The organism is Vibrio sp. 10N.261.54.E10 (assembly GCF_002877735.2).
GTDB lineage: Bacteria > Pseudomonadota > Gammaproteobacteria > Enterobacterales > Vibrionaceae > Vibrio > Vibrio crassostreae_C.
In genome coordinates this window covers 1317291-1331581 of sequence record NZ_MCXE02000002.1, presented here as the reverse complement: position 1 = coordinate 1331581, position 14291 = coordinate 1317291, and the positions used below count along the sequence as shown (strand labels likewise).

The 14291-nt window shown below is 43.1% G+C and carries 17 protein-coding genes and 2 pseudogenes; 8 read left to right on the top strand and 11 right to left on the bottom strand.

Annotation, left to right across the window (positions count from 1 at the left end):
* Window positions 1–280: 280 nt before the first annotated feature.
* The 3 genes and pseudogenes from BCU07_RS17175 to BCU07_RS17165 all read right to left on the bottom strand — a co-directional run bounded on the left by BCU07_RS17175 (window position 281) and on the right by BCU07_RS17165 (window position 1199).
* Window positions 281–523, bottom strand: coding sequence for a hypothetical protein (locus BCU07_RS17175; protein WP_240700347.1), 243 nt, complete (start codon window positions 521–523; stop codon window positions 281–283).
* A 198-nt stretch (window positions 524–721) separates the two neighbouring features.
* A pseudogene (locus tag BCU07_RS17170) lies at window positions 722–954 on the bottom strand (type II toxin-antitoxin system RelE/ParE family toxin).
* On the bottom strand, window positions 942–1199 hold the full coding sequence (locus tag BCU07_RS17165) for a type II toxin-antitoxin system Phd/YefM family antitoxin (RefSeq protein ID WP_016799979.1): 258 nt from the start codon (window positions 1197–1199) through the stop codon (window positions 942–944). Before BCU07_RS17165 ends, BCU07_RS17170 begins: the two are co-directional and overlap by 13 nt.
* 233 nt (window positions 1200–1432) lie before the next feature.
* Here BCU07_RS17165 and BCU07_RS17160 point away from each other — a divergent pair, with 233 nt between their 5' ends.
* Window positions 1433–2005, top strand: a complete 573-nt coding sequence (locus BCU07_RS17160; protein ID WP_016799978.1) for a DUF2913 family protein — start codon at window positions 1433–1435, stop codon at window positions 2003–2005.
* A gap of 143 nt (window positions 2006–2148) precedes the next feature.
* On the opposite strand, the gene BCU07_RS17155 is transcribed toward BCU07_RS17160, so the two are convergent.
* The 5 genes from BCU07_RS17155 to BCU07_RS17135 form a co-directional block, all read right to left on the bottom strand.
* Window positions 2149–2379, bottom strand: a complete 231-nt coding sequence (locus tag BCU07_RS17155) for a hypothetical protein (RefSeq protein WP_016799977.1) — start codon at window positions 2377–2379, stop codon at window positions 2149–2151.
* Window positions 2380–2646: 267 nt separating this feature from the next.
* The gene (locus tag BCU07_RS17150) at window positions 2647–3813 is read right to left on the bottom strand and encodes a replication initiation protein (protein ID WP_016799976.1); all 1167 of its coding nucleotides are present in this window, start codon (window positions 3811–3813) and stop codon (window positions 2647–2649) included.
* A complete protein-coding gene (locus BCU07_RS17145) occupies window positions 3810–4127 on the bottom strand; it encodes a hypothetical protein (RefSeq protein ID WP_016799975.1) in 318 nt (105 codons plus the stop codon). The genes BCU07_RS17150 and BCU07_RS17145 overlap by 4 nt, the downstream gene beginning before the upstream one ends.
* A 371-nt stretch (window positions 4128–4498) precedes the next feature.
* Window positions 4499–4921, bottom strand: coding sequence for a phage regulatory CII family protein (locus tag BCU07_RS17140; RefSeq protein WP_318276423.1), 423 nt, complete (start codon window positions 4919–4921; stop codon window positions 4499–4501).
* A 203-nt stretch (window positions 4922–5124) separates the two neighbouring features.
* Window positions 5125–5337 carry a hypothetical protein gene (locus BCU07_RS17135; protein ID WP_029203682.1) on the bottom strand — a complete coding sequence of 71 codons (213 nt, stop codon included), beginning with the start codon at window positions 5335–5337 and terminating at the stop codon, window positions 5125–5127.
* A 91-nt stretch (window positions 5338–5428) separates the two neighbouring features.
* Here BCU07_RS17135 and BCU07_RS17130 point away from each other — a divergent pair, with 91 nt between their 5' ends.
* Window positions 5429–6055 carry a phage repressor protein CI gene (locus BCU07_RS17130; RefSeq protein WP_016799972.1) on the top strand — a complete coding sequence of 209 codons (627 nt, stop codon included), beginning with the start codon at window positions 5429–5431 and terminating at the stop codon, window positions 6053–6055.
* A gap of 429 nt (window positions 6056–6484) precedes the next feature.
* Here BCU07_RS17130 and BCU07_RS17125 read toward each other — a convergent pair whose 3' ends face one another.
* A complete protein-coding gene (locus BCU07_RS17125; RefSeq protein WP_029203681.1) occupies window positions 6485–7390 on the bottom strand; it encodes a LysR family transcriptional regulator in 906 nt (301 codons plus the stop codon).
* Window positions 7391–7540: 150 nt separating this feature from the next.
* Between BCU07_RS17125 and BCU07_RS17120 the strand changes: the two genes are divergently transcribed.
* The 4 genes from BCU07_RS17120 to BCU07_RS17105 all read left to right on the top strand — a co-directional run bounded on the left by BCU07_RS17120 (window position 7541) and on the right by BCU07_RS17105 (window position 11070).
* Window positions 7541–7846 (top strand): monooxygenase, encoded by a 306-nt coding sequence (locus BCU07_RS17120; RefSeq protein ID WP_017059571.1) that lies wholly within the window; start codon window positions 7541–7543, stop codon window positions 7844–7846.
* 83 nt (window positions 7847–7929) lie between these two features.
* Window positions 7930–8304: a hypothetical protein gene (locus tag BCU07_RS17115; protein ID WP_016800234.1), complete on the top strand. Its 375-nt coding sequence runs from the start codon at window positions 7930–7932 to the stop codon at window positions 8302–8304.
* Window positions 8305–8774: 470 nt separating this feature from the next.
* Window positions 8775–9512: a DNA/RNA non-specific endonuclease gene (locus BCU07_RS17110; RefSeq protein WP_016800233.1), complete on the top strand. Its 738-nt coding sequence runs from the start codon at window positions 8775–8777 to the stop codon at window positions 9510–9512.
* 289 nt (window positions 9513–9801) lie between these two features.
* Entirely contained in the window at window positions 9802–11070 is a 1269-nt protein-coding gene (locus tag BCU07_RS17105) for an IS4 family transposase (protein WP_413286173.1), read from the top strand.
* 254 nt (window positions 11071–11324) lie between these two features.
* Here BCU07_RS17105 and BCU07_RS17100 read toward each other — a convergent pair whose 3' ends face one another.
* Complete coding sequence (locus BCU07_RS17100) at window positions 11325–11597, bottom strand: hypothetical protein (protein WP_016800232.1); 273 nt, start codon at window positions 11595–11597, stop codon at window positions 11325–11327.
* A 237-nt stretch (window positions 11598–11834) separates the two neighbouring features.
* On the opposite strand from BCU07_RS17100, the gene BCU07_RS17095 reads away from it, so the two are divergent.
* Window positions 11835–12245: a LexA family protein gene (locus tag BCU07_RS17095; protein ID WP_029203707.1), complete on the top strand. Its 411-nt coding sequence runs from the start codon at window positions 11835–11837 to the stop codon at window positions 12243–12245.
* Window positions 12245–13500: pseudogene (locus BCU07_RS17090) on the top strand (Y-family DNA polymerase). The gene BCU07_RS17095 and the pseudogene BCU07_RS17090 overlap by 1 nt, the downstream one beginning before the upstream one ends.
* 190 nt (window positions 13501–13690) lie before the next feature.
* Here BCU07_RS17090 and def read toward each other — a convergent pair.
* On the bottom strand, window positions 13691–14194 hold the full coding sequence (gene def / locus BCU07_RS17085) for a peptide deformylase (RefSeq protein WP_102428814.1): 504 nt from the start codon (window positions 14192–14194) through the stop codon (window positions 13691–13693).
* Window positions 14195–14291 lie beyond the last annotated feature (97 nt).

Here is a 14291-nt window from a genome sequence, read left to right as displayed (position 1 = left end):
TATGAATCAAGTTATTAGGCTCCTCACCAACCAAAACTTCTTGGTTAAGTTAATCCCAACACTAGAATCAAAGTCAGTTCTGAAATTGAAAATATTGTGACTACGACGGGGGACACTGTTTAAGCATGAATCGGATTCATCAAGTCCCGACGCGCCATCGATATTTGGAGCTATCTGACTCACACCAGAAAGACGCGAATTTAAACCCAAAGAATGGCTAAGTTTTGCCTACTGGCGTGATGAGCAGCGCCAACTGGTTGAACGCCACGACAAGATTGAGTCACCCACTGGGCAGAGTCATGGAAGTGAAATCCCACTGTTCATTGCGGCTGTTTGTAGAAAGGTGTTCCCAAAAGAAAATACCCATAATGAATGAGAAGCCCATTGAGTCTTCTACTCTTAACACGACATCGCCCTGATCTAATAACTCGCCCATCGCTTGTTGGTAAGCTTCTTCGACGATGGTTTGTTCCCAAATACGCTCGTATTCGGGTAAGACTTGTTGTCTAGAGATGGTCGACACCCTGAAGCTTAATGCGCCCTCGATACGATGTCGTCGACTGGTGATCAGTTTAACCTCCGTCCATGAAAGTACTGGTTTGGCGAGGCGCCTAGATTGGCGTTCCTTTTTTTCTTTTTCGCCATACTCGAGTCTTAACGGATGTAGACCATCAGCTTATCAGAGGTGGCACAGACGCTTGACTGTTTGCTCATACAAAAATCAACATAAACCTTGCTCCGCGCGCATCACAAACAAGATGTACACCTTGTCCCCGTCTTGCTTGCAAAAAACACGACAAGGGTTGACCACAACTTCTCGGTAATTGAGGTGTTCAACTTTGTCGAAAATATTTTGAATCATCTGCTTGGCCGCAACCAGATATTCAAGGGCAATGTATTTCGCGATATCCTTGAGGTCCGATCACGCGGCTCACTCCAAATCACTTCAGCCATTTTGACATCTTGTCCTTAGCTTCATCCTGACTCAAGGACTTGCCTTGTGAAATGGCGCGCTCACCACATGCGATCCCTTCAAAGATAACCAAACGGTTTTGCATAAAATGATAGTCGTCCACATCAACCAAATACGCAGAAGGTTTACCGTGTTCGGTGATTAGCACAGGTTCTTTGGTGTCGTGTAAGTCCGCTAGGATTTGGGACGCTTGACGCTTGAGGGAAGTAACGATCTCGACTTTCATAAGAGTAACTCCAAAATAAGAGTAATAAAGTGATACTGTCGTATCACTTTCAAGGTGCCAGGTTTAGCGCAGAGATATTGAGCGTTAAGAATCACTCTTAAGTCATGCTTCTTATGAGTAGGAAACTCACTCAACAACACACAAACAGCAAATGGCGTCACTTGGGTTTCGGCCTTAGAGCCTTGCTATTCTTGTGATAAGATACCCTCACCAGAAAATAATCGATGTGAACAATGTCAGAACATTCATACCATCAACTTCTTAAGTCGACCTTCGAAAACACTCTTCTTCACCTTTACTTCAAAGTAAAAACTTCCAGTCACTTTGTTAAAGAAGAGCAACGAAACAAGATCATCATTGACTTCTTAAAGCCAAAAATCAAACAAGCTCGATATAGCCTTATCAAGAAAAAGCTTAAAACTGTTTGTTTGATGAAGAGTAAATTTGGCTCAATCGAAAAACACTTAGAAAGCGTTTTATCTCAATATTCAGCGATAGAGAGCAAAAACGACGTTGATAAGCTTTATGCCTTGTTAGAACGCTTTGAGAAGAGCGGATTAGAAACAAAACTTATTGAAGAGACCCCTAAGCAGGAAATGGACGTTGTTTATATCGACAGAGCACATATTGATCATTGCTTCGATAATGAAAACCGTCAGATTGCACCCATTTCGCTGTTTATACATACGAATGAATTAGACAGATTCACTAAGAGCTTAGCAACCCAACCTTATTTCACATATGAGTTGTGCCAAGCAAGTGAAGAGTTGAATAACTATCATTACAAAGTCCACCCAATTAGCTAACCATACTGCTTATCACACACTGTTTAGCCTTAACTGGTCCAAGACTCTTGTGAGTGCTTACCTGTACTTTTCCATCAATTGTCTATCCTGTACCTTAGTAATTGTCCCACAGCTATATGAAGCGCCAACTAACACAACCAAATCTAAAACGTTGGGCACTTCCAGCCCAAATCAAGATGTGTTGTACGCGATTTACCAAGCGGTACTACCGTCCTTTTTTCATCACAATCAAGGCCAATCTTTTGATCTTCTAACAGTAAGCTGATCAGATATAAGCCTAACGCTGAATGATCTTGGCCATTCGTCTTCACCGCTACGGCTTCAACAATGAATTCAATTCCTGTTGACAGTGTCTCTTTATCTTTAAAAGACATAACTCCTCCCTTAAGTTACTGTGTAAATATACAGCAATATGGAGCGGGTGAATCCATATTTAAACAAATTGAGACATCAATCACATTGAACAGGGTCATGTCGACTCACCCTTAGAACACATTTCATGTCTTTAAAAAGGAGCTCGCGGACAAAAAGTAAGAGAGGAGATGATCGGGTGTCCAATAAATGCAACCTAGTCTCAACTCCATAATTGAATTTACTAAGGGACCTCGTTTTTAGTCGATAGTTACTCATTATTATTTAACTCAAGGAAAAGCCGACTCAAGCACCGCCTTCTTTTTCCCTACTTCATACTCCGCCCTCTCTAACGTTATAGGGGCAGATATCTGATGAACAGCATAATTACCACGAGGCTCTGGCCCATTTCGCCTACTTTCGGATAAAGCAGACTTGACCCATTCAAACAGATAGACGTAACGACTGACGGTCTGGCGACACAAGTTCGCCTTACGCGCCACCAAACCAATCGTGAGCTCCTGATTTTTGCGTAACAGAAACAGACAGGCGCGGATAATTCGGCGAGTGGTCTTCGTCCGACGAAGGTTATGAGTTCTTCTGGCCGCTCTACGCTGCCTTTCCTGTAAACTTAATCCACTATCCAACCTCATCACACCTCGCTGGCAGTCTGACCGAGCACAATATTTATCCCAGGTCCAACGAGAGACGCTTTTTACCACCGCTAACACCTCACTGCATGGCAAAGACGGCTTACCCACCAAATTGGCATTATTGATATGTGCAAAGCTCTCTACACGGCCTTTAAAATTCGTATAGCTGCCCTTTTCCCTTTCTTCGTCGACGATGTCATAAGCGAACCGGCGAGTACGTTCAAACAAAGTACAATTCCGGGAATAAGAAACGTCACTCTCTTGACGAAGCCACGGCCGCGTACTCTCCAGTTCAAGCGAATCCGCTAACTCGTTAAGTTCATAGACACTGCGGTGAAGTTCGGTTGTCTGCCACCAAGGATGAAAGGGCGTTTTGGCAACAGGCCCTGAATAACTCAAGTCCGCCTCCAATCGCAAGGCTAACGCGCGATAAATGGCTTTGAGGTACTGAATGGGTTTGGAGCGAGCCTGATCACTGGTGCAAACCGGTACAATGGCATAAAAAAGGTGGGCTTTATTACTGGTACGGTTTCGGACAATCATATTGGGGGGCGGCAACCCTTCATCTTGCCAAATGTAGGGATTGGGGAAAGCTCGGTGTTCATGATCAATATCGAAAACCATCCACGCCTGCATCTCTTTTCGATTGACCTGCATATAGGGCCATCTGACGGCGTAGTTTCGAGGTCGAATTAGCATCGCGGTTTTGTTGTCACTGCACCTCGACAAATAAGGCGCTTCCTCAAGCAACCGGCTCAAACACGACATAGACGAAGACGCAGCGTATTCAGAATGAGCCGTCATCGGCTCGCCCTCACCGTCCCTTGTCCACGTTGACTTCCTGACTCGCTCTGGATAAACACCCTTTCCAAGGCCTCGTACGTTACGACCGAGTTGACGCTCTTAGTGGCGCCCAATAAGCCTGTCGAACCTGATGAATCCTTTCCATTCAGGCGTTCAATTGTTAAGTGTTCGTCATTTCCCCTCACCCCGCTTTTCACAGGACAGCGGAATGCATCACGCCATTGGTCTTCGCTCACTACCGCTAGATAGAAGACCGCTTCTTGGCTTATTTGAAGCACCTTACCGCCTATGACCGCCCACTCATGATTATTCATCACGTTTTCCTTGGCTAACAGGCTCTCCTTTGGGAGCAGCCAATGACGTTACTCAGGCTAAGGACAACGCGTTAAAGCCAACGCTGTCTGATTCTTTGCATTCGCTTTTCAAGACCGAATAAACGAATTCGCAGCCGTACTTGTTCAAACACCCGATTCGAATGCCTTAATTGATACGTTAACCTCATCCACTCAACCAATAATGGCGAAAGTTGACGGTCACATAACTCGCGTCGGATGCGCCTGATATAGCGAAGGCCTCTTCGCTTATCTTCCTCTGTTAATCCATGACCAGACCTTTCAGAAGATGGCTTATGATCCGGAGCAATGAGCATCACCCCTCCGAATGAATACTTGAAACTGATATACCACTAGCGCCCACCTTTCCGCCCTATCGCTTTGAGCAGACCAACACCTTGATTCAGTTTTTCCAAACTATTGAGGAGCAAAACCTGACCGCTGATATTCGCGTGTACGGTCTGAACAATCTCATATTTCTGTGCCCGAGTAAGCCTAGGCTTTCCTGCATACTCCAAAGCCATTCGAGACAACTCACCCGAATGGGTCGAGCTCTCTAGTGCGCACAAAACAAAGGCATCATCGGTAGTGTTGGGCGGTATATAAGCGGTGACCACCCCAAGTCCAAGAAGTAAGCTGTTTACAATAATGTGATTACCGCTCACTTTGGCGAGAGTGATGGCTTCAACACAACTCAGGACATGAGGCTGATCAGGATTAAGTTTATTCCGCAGCATGGTCGGACTCATCCCTATGACCTCTGCCAGCCTAGCCATATTCTCTGACCTAGCGAACACGCAACACGCCTCATTAAAGGCCCCTTGTTTTGTGCGAGAAAATTCGCCTATTGAGTCAATTCCGTTCATAACCAATACTCAATTGAAGAAAGACGAGATGACAACGAAACTCCAACCAAGAATGTTAGCCCCAACGGACAAAGCTCTTTGGTCGAAGTTATGAAAGATAAACGCATGGCTATTTACCCCATTCTCTCCAACGTTTCACGCGTTGCCATTTCTAGCAACATGACCATATTGATGAGAGGGGTTTCTTTACCTTTTGCTTTAGTTTTAATAGGTAAGCGACCATCAGCTACCCAATCCATGATGGTGCGTTTCGGCATTCCGGAGAACTGAGAGTATTGGTCGTACGTCATGAAAGGCGTATTTAGGACTACTTGATATGAGAGCATAATGATATCCTGCTTGGTCATTGAATGTTTAATTTCGGAATGACGAGTTGCACCCCACCATTTCGAACTCAATTGCGATTATTGATCACATATGAATAACAAGCAACTTAAAATAGACCAAATATCGTATTTGGGAGGTAGAGATATTATCAAGAAGTTGATAGATATCACGAATTCAGACCGCCAACAGGACGTAGCAGACGTATTTGGCATCCCAAAATCAACAATCGCGACTTGGCGACAGAGAAACCTTACTCCCTTTGAAATTGCAGTAAGGACTCATTTGAGCACTGGAGTCTCACTTGAATGGTTACTTCTAGATAAAGGCGAACCGTACCCTAAAACACCAACCCAAAAGCATATTAATAAGAAGAACGAATCGAAAACTCTTTTCGATATCGACTGTTTCTCTATTGACGACGGTAAATTGGTTGGGAAAGGGATACTTGCATTCGATAAAGCTCTTCTAGACGAGTTAGGTGTGAGTAATGTAATAGCAATCAAAGATGGAACTACTACGTTCCTTATAAATAAAGAATCTCACCATGCAGTAAGCGGTACATACCTAGTTGATATGGACGGCCTACTCTCGCTAAACGACATCCAGCGCTTACCAGGCAAAAAGCTAGCCATCAGCTTTAACGGTTCGATTCTAACCCTCGAAGAAGATGAAGTAAGGGTTGTAGGTAGAGTCGCGTTAGTGATAGAAAAGCGTTAACTGTTACACTCATCTGTTTGAGAGCCCTGCAGCTAATTTGATTAATAGCGTCACCGATACTTAACGAGCCTCTTATCACCCTCCCTCGTGGGGAGTGGCACTTGCAAAGACAAAGACTGCCTTATGGCAGTCTTTGGGTCAGTGTTGGTCGTTGTGCAATCTCTAAGTAGTCCTGAAACATTTTTGGACAAAAATGAGCTAGTTACATTACTAAATTAGAGAACAATGGATTATCTAAGGTATTGCAATACTACTAATCTGGAGACCAAATCTCGTTAAACATTACACAAGAATAACTTTGAAACTCTTCGAACACGATAGCAACGAGTTGGAGGAAGAAAGGCTTCCCTACACTGGTGAATGTGGCGTGCTATTCTTGAACGGTCTCCCGCCTCGCTAGTTTCAAATCGAACTTGATTTGGAAGTTGCTCAGGAGATAGAAGGTAAGGGTGAGGCTGACTCAAGAAGCAACTCATAAAAACGTTTTGTCGCAGGCCCCGTTTTTATCCCTTTAGGTAAAGTCAGATGCAATGGAACATGATAGCCACTGCCATTTTCCACATTCAGTACCGTTAGTTTCTCACTACCTCGGCTATCAACAATATGCTTAGGCAGCCTGCAATAGCCCACCCCCTGCTCTACTGCACCAAAGGCATGGTCGAAATTATCAACCGTAATGCGCTGACTCGACTTTAACCAGCCCACATCTTTTTTCTCGCCCAGTTTTTCAATCGAGCCTAAATCTCTCACCACAATTTGTGGCAGCGACGAGAGCTGGTTGAGCGATATAGACGTCCCCCTAGTTATCGGATGCGAACTCGCCACAACAGGCTCCATCTTGGTAAAACCAAAGGCTTCTGCAGGGTAATTGATTATGGGTAGATTAATGATGGCAACATCAGCCAGTTCTTGAATGACCATTTCAGTGGTCTTCGACAGTGATGTTTCTACCACTTGTATCGATGTACTGTTGTTCTCTGCCATAAAATTAGCCATCGGCTTATAAAGATGCTCAAGACAGCACAAATGATCAACTGCGACTACTATTTCTGACTCAACCCCCTTTGCTAACTGCTCACTGATCAGCTCTAGTTCTCGCGCTTGTTCCAGCATGCTGCTAGCCCTGCGCAATAACGCTTTACCGTCTTCAGATAACACCGTTCTTCGACCTTCAACCTGAACCAACGACACGCCTAGTTGACTTTCCAGTTTTCTCAACGCATAGATCAGCGTGGTATGGCTCTTATTGAGTTGCAATGCCGCTGCCTGAATGCTACCAGCACGATCTATCTCATGGAGTGTTTGCCATTGGTCGAGGGTGGTCTTTAATCTCATTGGTCTAAAATCCTGACATTTAATGGCAATATTATGAACTTTCCAGTCCATTTTTTAAAGGTAATATCTAAACAGACAATAAAGCCTCCTATGTTTGCGATATGACAGGAGTCTCAGCGCAATACCAAGTATCTGTTTGGAGAAATAACCATGAAATTATTACAAGTCGATTTTGAATTTAACGGCCCATTTGGTGAAGAGATGTCGAACGCACTCGTTGGCCTAGCAAAGTCTATCAACAATGAATCGGGGCTGATCTGGAAAATCTGGACTGAAAACCAAGCCAAAAAACTGGGTGGTGGAGTCTACCTTTTTGAAGACCAACTCAGTGCAGAGACTTACCTAGCAATGCATAGCGCACGCTTAAAAGAGATGGGCGTGGATAAAGTTCGCGGCGTGATTTTTGACGTGAACCAACCATTAACTACCATTAATAAAGGCCCAATCAACGGCTAGTTCAACCGTTCACTCCTGAGTGAAAATAAAAATAGTGAAATGAAAGAAGAAATAGCAAAAGACACGAAATAGAGATAGACCAAATGAACAATAAAATGTTTTTAAGCCTACACGGCATCATATACGCAGGGTTTGCCTTAGCGCTGTTTTTCTTACCCACTGTCATGTGGCCAATGTACGGTGTAGAGATCAATGATAAATACGCGTATTTTCTCTCTCAGCACACCAGTATCTTTCTTGGCGGCATCGCAGCGATAACTTGGTTATTACGAGATATTGAAGCGGGGCTCAGCGCCAAAAAGCTCATCCTAGGTTTGGTTGTAACCAATATGCTTGGGGCGATCATCACACTGTATGCGGCTTTCACTGGTATCTTTGTTGGCTTTGGTTGGACTGATCCTGCGTTTTTCCTTTCACTATCGGTACTGAGCGTGTTGCAGGTTCGTAAGCAAGTTTAAACGGTTATTCAGTTCGGATAAGCACAAACAAAAAGCACTTGGTATATGCCGAGTGTTTTCGTATTCAACCAATTTATCAAGACCAAAGTTAAGTTCACTAAATAAGCGGAAATCTTGATGTCTAGCTTAGGTGGTAAAGCCTGAACTTTAGAGGCAATACATGTATAAGAAAACTTAGGTCAAATCTCATACCGTAACTCGTTATGTAAATCGAACGAAACCCATTTCGGGCAAAAGTTACTCAGACGAATTGGGCAACAAGTGAAGAGCCTTTTTCTTGTGGCACTAAACCACTTCTGTACACAGTTAATCCTCAACTCGAAGACCGAAATTGTGAAAAACGTCAGAATAAGGAAGCTCACGAGGAAACCAAATGGGGTCTTCCCGTTTCAGAAACGTTAACCCACTCTACTTCTACCGTTTTGATAGTTATGCTAAATTTGAGGCGAAGCTCATCTAAAGGAATGACAATGAAAGCATGGATAGCAATTACGGTGCTAGCCTCAGGTATTTTGAGTGCTGCTGAATTTCGGACGCCAAACTGCCCAATTGGCTGCCCTAGCCTAGAAATTGACGGTAATGTTGTCATCTTTGAGCGTTTATACACGCTCTCTCAAAACAAGAAAACACAATTTGCAGATTGGGTCGCATATGAAGTCGATATTCTTAACTTCGGAACAACAACTAATCGAACTTGGAAAAATAACCCTCTACTTGTTGAAGCTGAGCGATTAGAGAAAGGTGATTATACTGGGGCTTCAAGTAAGCTCAATGTTGACCGTGGGCATCAGGCTCCCTTAGCCAGTTTTGTCGGCAGCCGCTATTGGCCTACTCTTAACTATTTGTCGAATATCACTCCCCAAGCAAAAGACTTAAACCAAGGCGCATGGAAAAACTTGGAAGAAGCAGTTAGGGATGCCGTTGGGTTTCGAGAGAACCTGTACGTTATTACGGGGACTCTCTACCGTAACGAAATGGATACTTTACCAAAAGCTGATGAGCCTCATGCAATACCCTCGGATTACTACAAAATTGTGTACGACGAGAAAGGAAATTCTGTAGCCTTTTTCATGAACCAACACACAACCAGAGATACAAATTACTGCACTAGAAAGCTGGCAGTATCAGAGTTGAGATCAATCGTTCCATATACCCTGCCAAGTGGTTTAGCTGATAGTAATGAAATATTGGAACGTTTAGGTTGTTGAACACTAAGGTTGTTTGGGCTCGAATTGCTCAGCTCAGAACATGCTCGAAGTTGTAGCTATGCCGCGCTTCCATTTAACTATCCGACTTCCAACATGCTGTGTAACTACGAATCAGTAATTAAGCGATTTAATCCACTACAACAAGTAGCTCTTCATAGGATTGAGTTACTTAAATTACCTTCATAGACAGGATCTTAAGAGCTAACTTGTTTATTTAGATAGAAAAAAGGCTTCATTTATGATCAGATAATCGTCGCCAAACAAACTACCTACATCAATAGTGAAGCCGATGACGATTATCTCCTTACAGAAGCAATTTAAGCAATTCTTTAATGCTGACACCCTCCAAAAAATGGCGAAAAGTACAGGCCTGATGAAACGGTGTCGGGCGATATTACCCGAGCAGCTAGTCATTAGCTTAGTGGCCGCGTTAAGCAAAGGAAACTGCACTTCCATTGCGGATTTACTGCGACAATTCAATGGGATGTGCTTGAGCCCTGAAGGTGCCGTGGCATACAAGCCTTACCATAACCAGTTGAGGAAAAATGAGTTTCCTAATTTCATGCGGCAACTTGTTATGCGTGCAATAGCTCAATTTGCTCGCCAGCAGAATGTCGGTCTACCAAATAAGCTCGACACCTTTGATGATGTACTGCTTCAAGATGGCAGCTCTTTCCACATCCATCGTGACCTGGCGGATGTTTATCCGAGTCGATTTAAACGTAACCCTGCAGCGGTTGAATGTCATATGACAATGTCGTTGAAAAGCTTTTCTCCAGTCGCGATGAACATCAGCGCTGATACGGCATCAGAAAGAGATTTTTTACCTGAGCCCAAAACGATGAACAACAAATTGCTGTTAGCTGACGCAGGGTATCCTGATTTCCACTTCTTTCGAGAGCTTGAACAGCATGGCGGATTCTATATTGTCCGAGGTGCTAAGTCTCTGAACCCTATGATTATTGAGGCAAGGAACGGCAAGGGGCGACTGCTGCCTAAGCTAGAAGGGAAGAAGCTGAAAGACATTACTCGAGGTACCAACCGTTCGCAGGTCCTTGACCTAAAAGTCCGTCGAGGTAAACAAGAGTTTAGAGTCGTGCGACGATGGTTTGCTGAAGAAAAACGATTCTGCATTTGGATAACTAACTTACCTTCAGACACCTTTACTGCCGATGACATCATGGCGATCTACCGCTGTCGATGGCAGGTGGAACTGCTTTTTAAAGAGTTAAAGTCTCACACCAACTGGCAACGATTTGTCACCGCACAAAAGGCCATCGTTGATGGGCTCATCTGGGCCAGTTTACTTGCGCTGATCATTAGGCGTAGTATTGCGCTTCAGATAATGCCATCGGTCTCATTGTTTAAAGCGGCAAAAAATGTGGATGTCTGGCTGTTACCAATATTTGAATGTATCAGTCACGGCGCATGGTCAGAAGTCAGCAATAAAATCGAATGGGCTACCAGTTATATATCAAGGAACGCTCAAAAGTCCGCGCAGAGGAAGTCTAAAGAAAACATTACGTTAGACGGAATTTACGCTGAGCTTAGTGCTTAAGGTTCTGTCTATGAAATTACCTTAGGAACAACCATGAGCTACGCTCATGAACTAATAGAGGTCTTTCAAAGCGTAGCTTTGGGATGTTTTCATGGGGGTCACTTTTACTCTATATATAATATTAGGGTGAAAGTGACCCTATACATTTAGACCATTTCAAATTAGCAATCCAGTGATAGAACTAACAAGTTATATGGATGATTGTACTAATGAACTGTCCAGGCGACTGCATTTTTGAACACCAAGCTACAGATCTAGTGAAGTGGATGACTTTCAAAGTTCATTACGTGAGTGACAGCAATCGCAAGTATGAGTTCGTCATACTGAGTAGTTAAATCAATATCGGTTAAAACGATCAGCAACAACAAATCGGGCTCCGATACATCGTTCATCAAATGCAAAGCTATATCGTCAGAATCGACCTTCATCACAGCTTGAGTCATCAATACAAACAACTGGTTTAAACAGCTATCGCAATGAGCATTTGCGCGATGGATATACTCTAGAAAAATTGATTTAGTATTCATACGTACAGAATAATAAAAACACTCACAGTTAAAGTATTGGAATAGACTGCCATCATGTGAAGAAAATCACGATGCAGTCGCTCGCATACCTAATGGGTTCGAACAAGCTCAACTTTTAAACGTACGCTTTGTTAATTCGAACAAAAGGTTAATTAAACCGCACTTAGTTTTACAAACATTGACGGCCCTAGAACCTATACTGTATATTTATACAGTATAGGTTCTTAGGTCGTAAACATGCACATTCTACCGCTTTCTCCATCCAGTATTTCTTGCTCTCTTACCTCCTGGGAATCACCAGCAGCTGAGTATGTTGAGCTTGGTGTTTCACTGGATTCTGTCTTGGTAAATAACCCCAATGCTACATATCTTGCTTATGCTAACGGAGATTCCATGGAAAGAATTGGCATCTTCAATGGCGACTTGTTAGTCATCGACAGAAAGCCACAAGCTCAGCATTTTGATACCGTTATCGTCAGCTTAAATGGTGCATTTATGTGCAAAATCCTTGATCTGCATAACAGGCTTTTGCTGTCAGCAAATCCTCATCACTTACCTATTGAGATCCATCCAGAAGATGCCTTTGCTATTGAAGGGGTTGTGATACGTTCTATTCGTCTACATAAACCGTTGCCTGAGTTCATGTAATGTTTGCTCTTATAGATTGCAACGCTATGTATGTCGCTTGTGAACAAGTATTTCGGCCTGATTTACGACACCTACCCTGTATTGTCTTATCAAACAATGATGGTGCAGTTGTAGCAGCAAATCGGTTGGCAAAAGAAGCTGGAGTCAAAAAGTTTGAGCCCTATTTCAAGCAAAAAACACTCATTGAAAAGCGTGGTGTGAACGTTTTTTCATCAAACTATGCTTTATATGCTGATCTGTCTGCAAAAATGATGGCAACAATTACGACGTTCTCACCAAGGAGCCATATTTACTCAATAGATGAATGCTTTTTAGATATAAGCCGTTTTTCACATGTTGAGTCAGACTTAACCTCTTTCGGTCAACGAATTCGTCAAACGGTCTGGAAAGAATGTCGACTGCCCGTTTGCTTTGGTGCGGGTGATACTTTGACACTATCAAAAATGGCAAACAGAGTAGCCAAAGTTGATAAAAAGTTGAATGGTGTCTGCATCATTGATTCTGAAGACAAACGCCAACAATATTTGACATCACAACCTGTATCTGAAGTTTGTGGGGCGTTGGAAGGCGATTGACACAACGTATGAAGTTGATGGGGATTGAAACAGCTCTAGATCTTGCGAATTTAAGTCCTGAACAAGCAAGGTGCTCTTTCAATGTAGAAATTGAACGCACCGTTCGTGAGTTAAATGGCCACCCTTGCAAAGTTTGGGACGAATGCAGAGCGGACAAACAACAGATATTTAGCACTCGCAGTGTCGGCAACCGAATAACATCACTTGAAGAGCTAAAACAAGCCCTCGCCTTTCACGCTGCCACAGTGGCAAGAAAAGCACGTAATCAAAAGAGCTCATGCGCTACTCTCATGGCTTTTGCCAACACATCACCTTTCGATGACATACCACAAAACTTCAAAAAAACCTGCACATTTGAATTTCCAACTAATGATACAAGTAAGTTGACTAAAGCAGTGACGTTGATGGCAACTAGGTTGTTTAAGCCAGGTGTCAGCTATTACAAGATTGGCGTAGGTGCGATGAACCTAGTATCCGATCGGCAGCGTCAACAGGACTTATTTTCCGAACCTGACAACCCAGCATTGATGCAAGCCATAGATAAACTCAATAACAAGTTGGGGCGAGATTCGATATTCCTAGCCGCTCAGGGAACTACACATGACTGGGCTATGAAGCGCAATTTTTTATCACCACAATACACGACAAAGTTAAAAGACCTACCGAGAGTACTTTGCTAATAAATGATCTGAAGAGTCGAAACCTATTTTTATCAAACATTTGGACACTCTTTCGAGCTAGGAGGTGCTACGGGTAAGAATTAAGCCTGTGACGGTTCTGGACAAAAGCTTCTTAGCTTAAATAACTTAGATACATTAGCTCGCATAAGAAAAAGTATCTTTAAACCTTAAACGTTTGTTATATGCGGGGTTAAGAGTGCGCTTTAACGTACTTTTTAACCTTTTTCATAGCCATTTGACGCTTAAGTGGCGAAAGATAGTCAATAAACAGATTACCCGACAAATGGTCTATTTCGTGCTGCATTACGATGGCTAGAAACTCATCACTTTCGATGGTAATTGGCTTACCTTCGCGATCTAAAGCAGATACAACAACTGAAGTAAAACGCTCTACGTCTGCATAGTAATCAGGAACGGATAAACAACCCTCTTGACCCAATGCTTTATCCGAGCCACTAATCACTTCTGGGTTAACCAAAATTAGCGGTTCATCTCGACTTTCTGAAAGGTCGATAATAACAACTGCCTCTTTACGACCGACTTGAATCGACGCCAAACCGATACCATTGTCAGTCGCATAGAGCGTTTCCAACATATCGTCTATTAATGTTTGTACCGTCGTAATATCTCGCACCTTTTCCGCTTTGACCTTAAGCCTTGGATCAGGTGCAGTCAGGATTTCTAAAACTGCCATATTTTCCTTCTAATTCTTGGAAGCTCATAACGCTTTTTATACGGCTTTTAGCCGCTTTTTATATTCCTATCATGCAGCCTTTCCAATCACATTTCAA

Bases quoted from the DNA above. Each gene is read 5' to 3' on its own strand.
- BCU07_RS17165 (WP_016799979.1), bottom strand. From the start codon at position 1,199: ATGAAAGTCGAGATCGTTACTTCCCTCAAGCGTCAAGCGTCCCAAATC.
- BCU07_RS17160 (WP_016799978.1), top strand. From the start codon at position 1,433: ATGTCAGAACATTCATACCATCAACTTCTTAAGTCGACCTTCGAAAAC.
- BCU07_RS17155 (WP_016799977.1), bottom strand. From the start codon at position 2,379: ATGTCTTTTAAAGATAAAGAGACACTGTCAACAGGAATTGAATTCATT.
- BCU07_RS17150 (WP_016799976.1), bottom strand. From the start codon at position 3,813: ATGACGGCTCATTCTGAATACGCTGCGTCTTCGTCTATGTCGTGTTTG.
- BCU07_RS17145 (WP_016799975.1), bottom strand. From the start codon at position 4,127: ATGAATAATCATGAGTGGGCGGTCATAGGCGGTAAGGTGCTTCAAATA.
- BCU07_RS17140 (WP_318276423.1), bottom strand. From the start codon at position 4,921: ATGGCTAGGCTGGCAGAGGTCATAGGGATGAGTCCGACCATGCTGCGG.
- BCU07_RS17135 (WP_029203682.1), bottom strand. From the start codon at position 5,337: ATGCTCTCATATCAAGTAGTCCTAAATACGCCTTTCATGACGTACGAC.
- BCU07_RS17130 (WP_016799972.1), top strand. From the start codon at position 5,429: ATGAATAACAAGCAACTTAAAATAGACCAAATATCGTATTTGGGAGGT.
- BCU07_RS17125 (WP_029203681.1), bottom strand. From the start codon at position 7,390: ATGAGATTAAAGACCACCCTCGACCAATGGCAAACACTCCATGAGATA.
- BCU07_RS17120 (WP_017059571.1), top strand. From the start codon at position 7,541: ATGAAATTATTACAAGTCGATTTTGAATTTAACGGCCCATTTGGTGAA.
- BCU07_RS17115 (WP_016800234.1), top strand. From the start codon at position 7,930: ATGAACAATAAAATGTTTTTAAGCCTACACGGCATCATATACGCAGGG.
- BCU07_RS17110 (WP_016800233.1), top strand. From the start codon at position 8,775: ATGAAAGCATGGATAGCAATTACGGTGCTAGCCTCAGGTATTTTGAGT.
- BCU07_RS17105 (WP_413286173.1), top strand. From the start codon at position 9,802: ATGACGATTATCTCCTTACAGAAGCAATTTAAGCAATTCTTTAATGCT.
- BCU07_RS17100 (WP_016800232.1), bottom strand. From the start codon at position 11,597: ATGAATACTAAATCAATTTTTCTAGAGTATATCCATCGCGCAAATGCT.
- BCU07_RS17095 (WP_029203707.1), top strand. From the start codon at position 11,835: ATGCACATTCTACCGCTTTCTCCATCCAGTATTTCTTGCTCTCTTACC.
- def (WP_102428814.1), bottom strand. From the start codon at position 14,194: ATGGCAGTTTTAGAAATCCTGACTGCACCTGATCCAAGGCTTAAGGTC.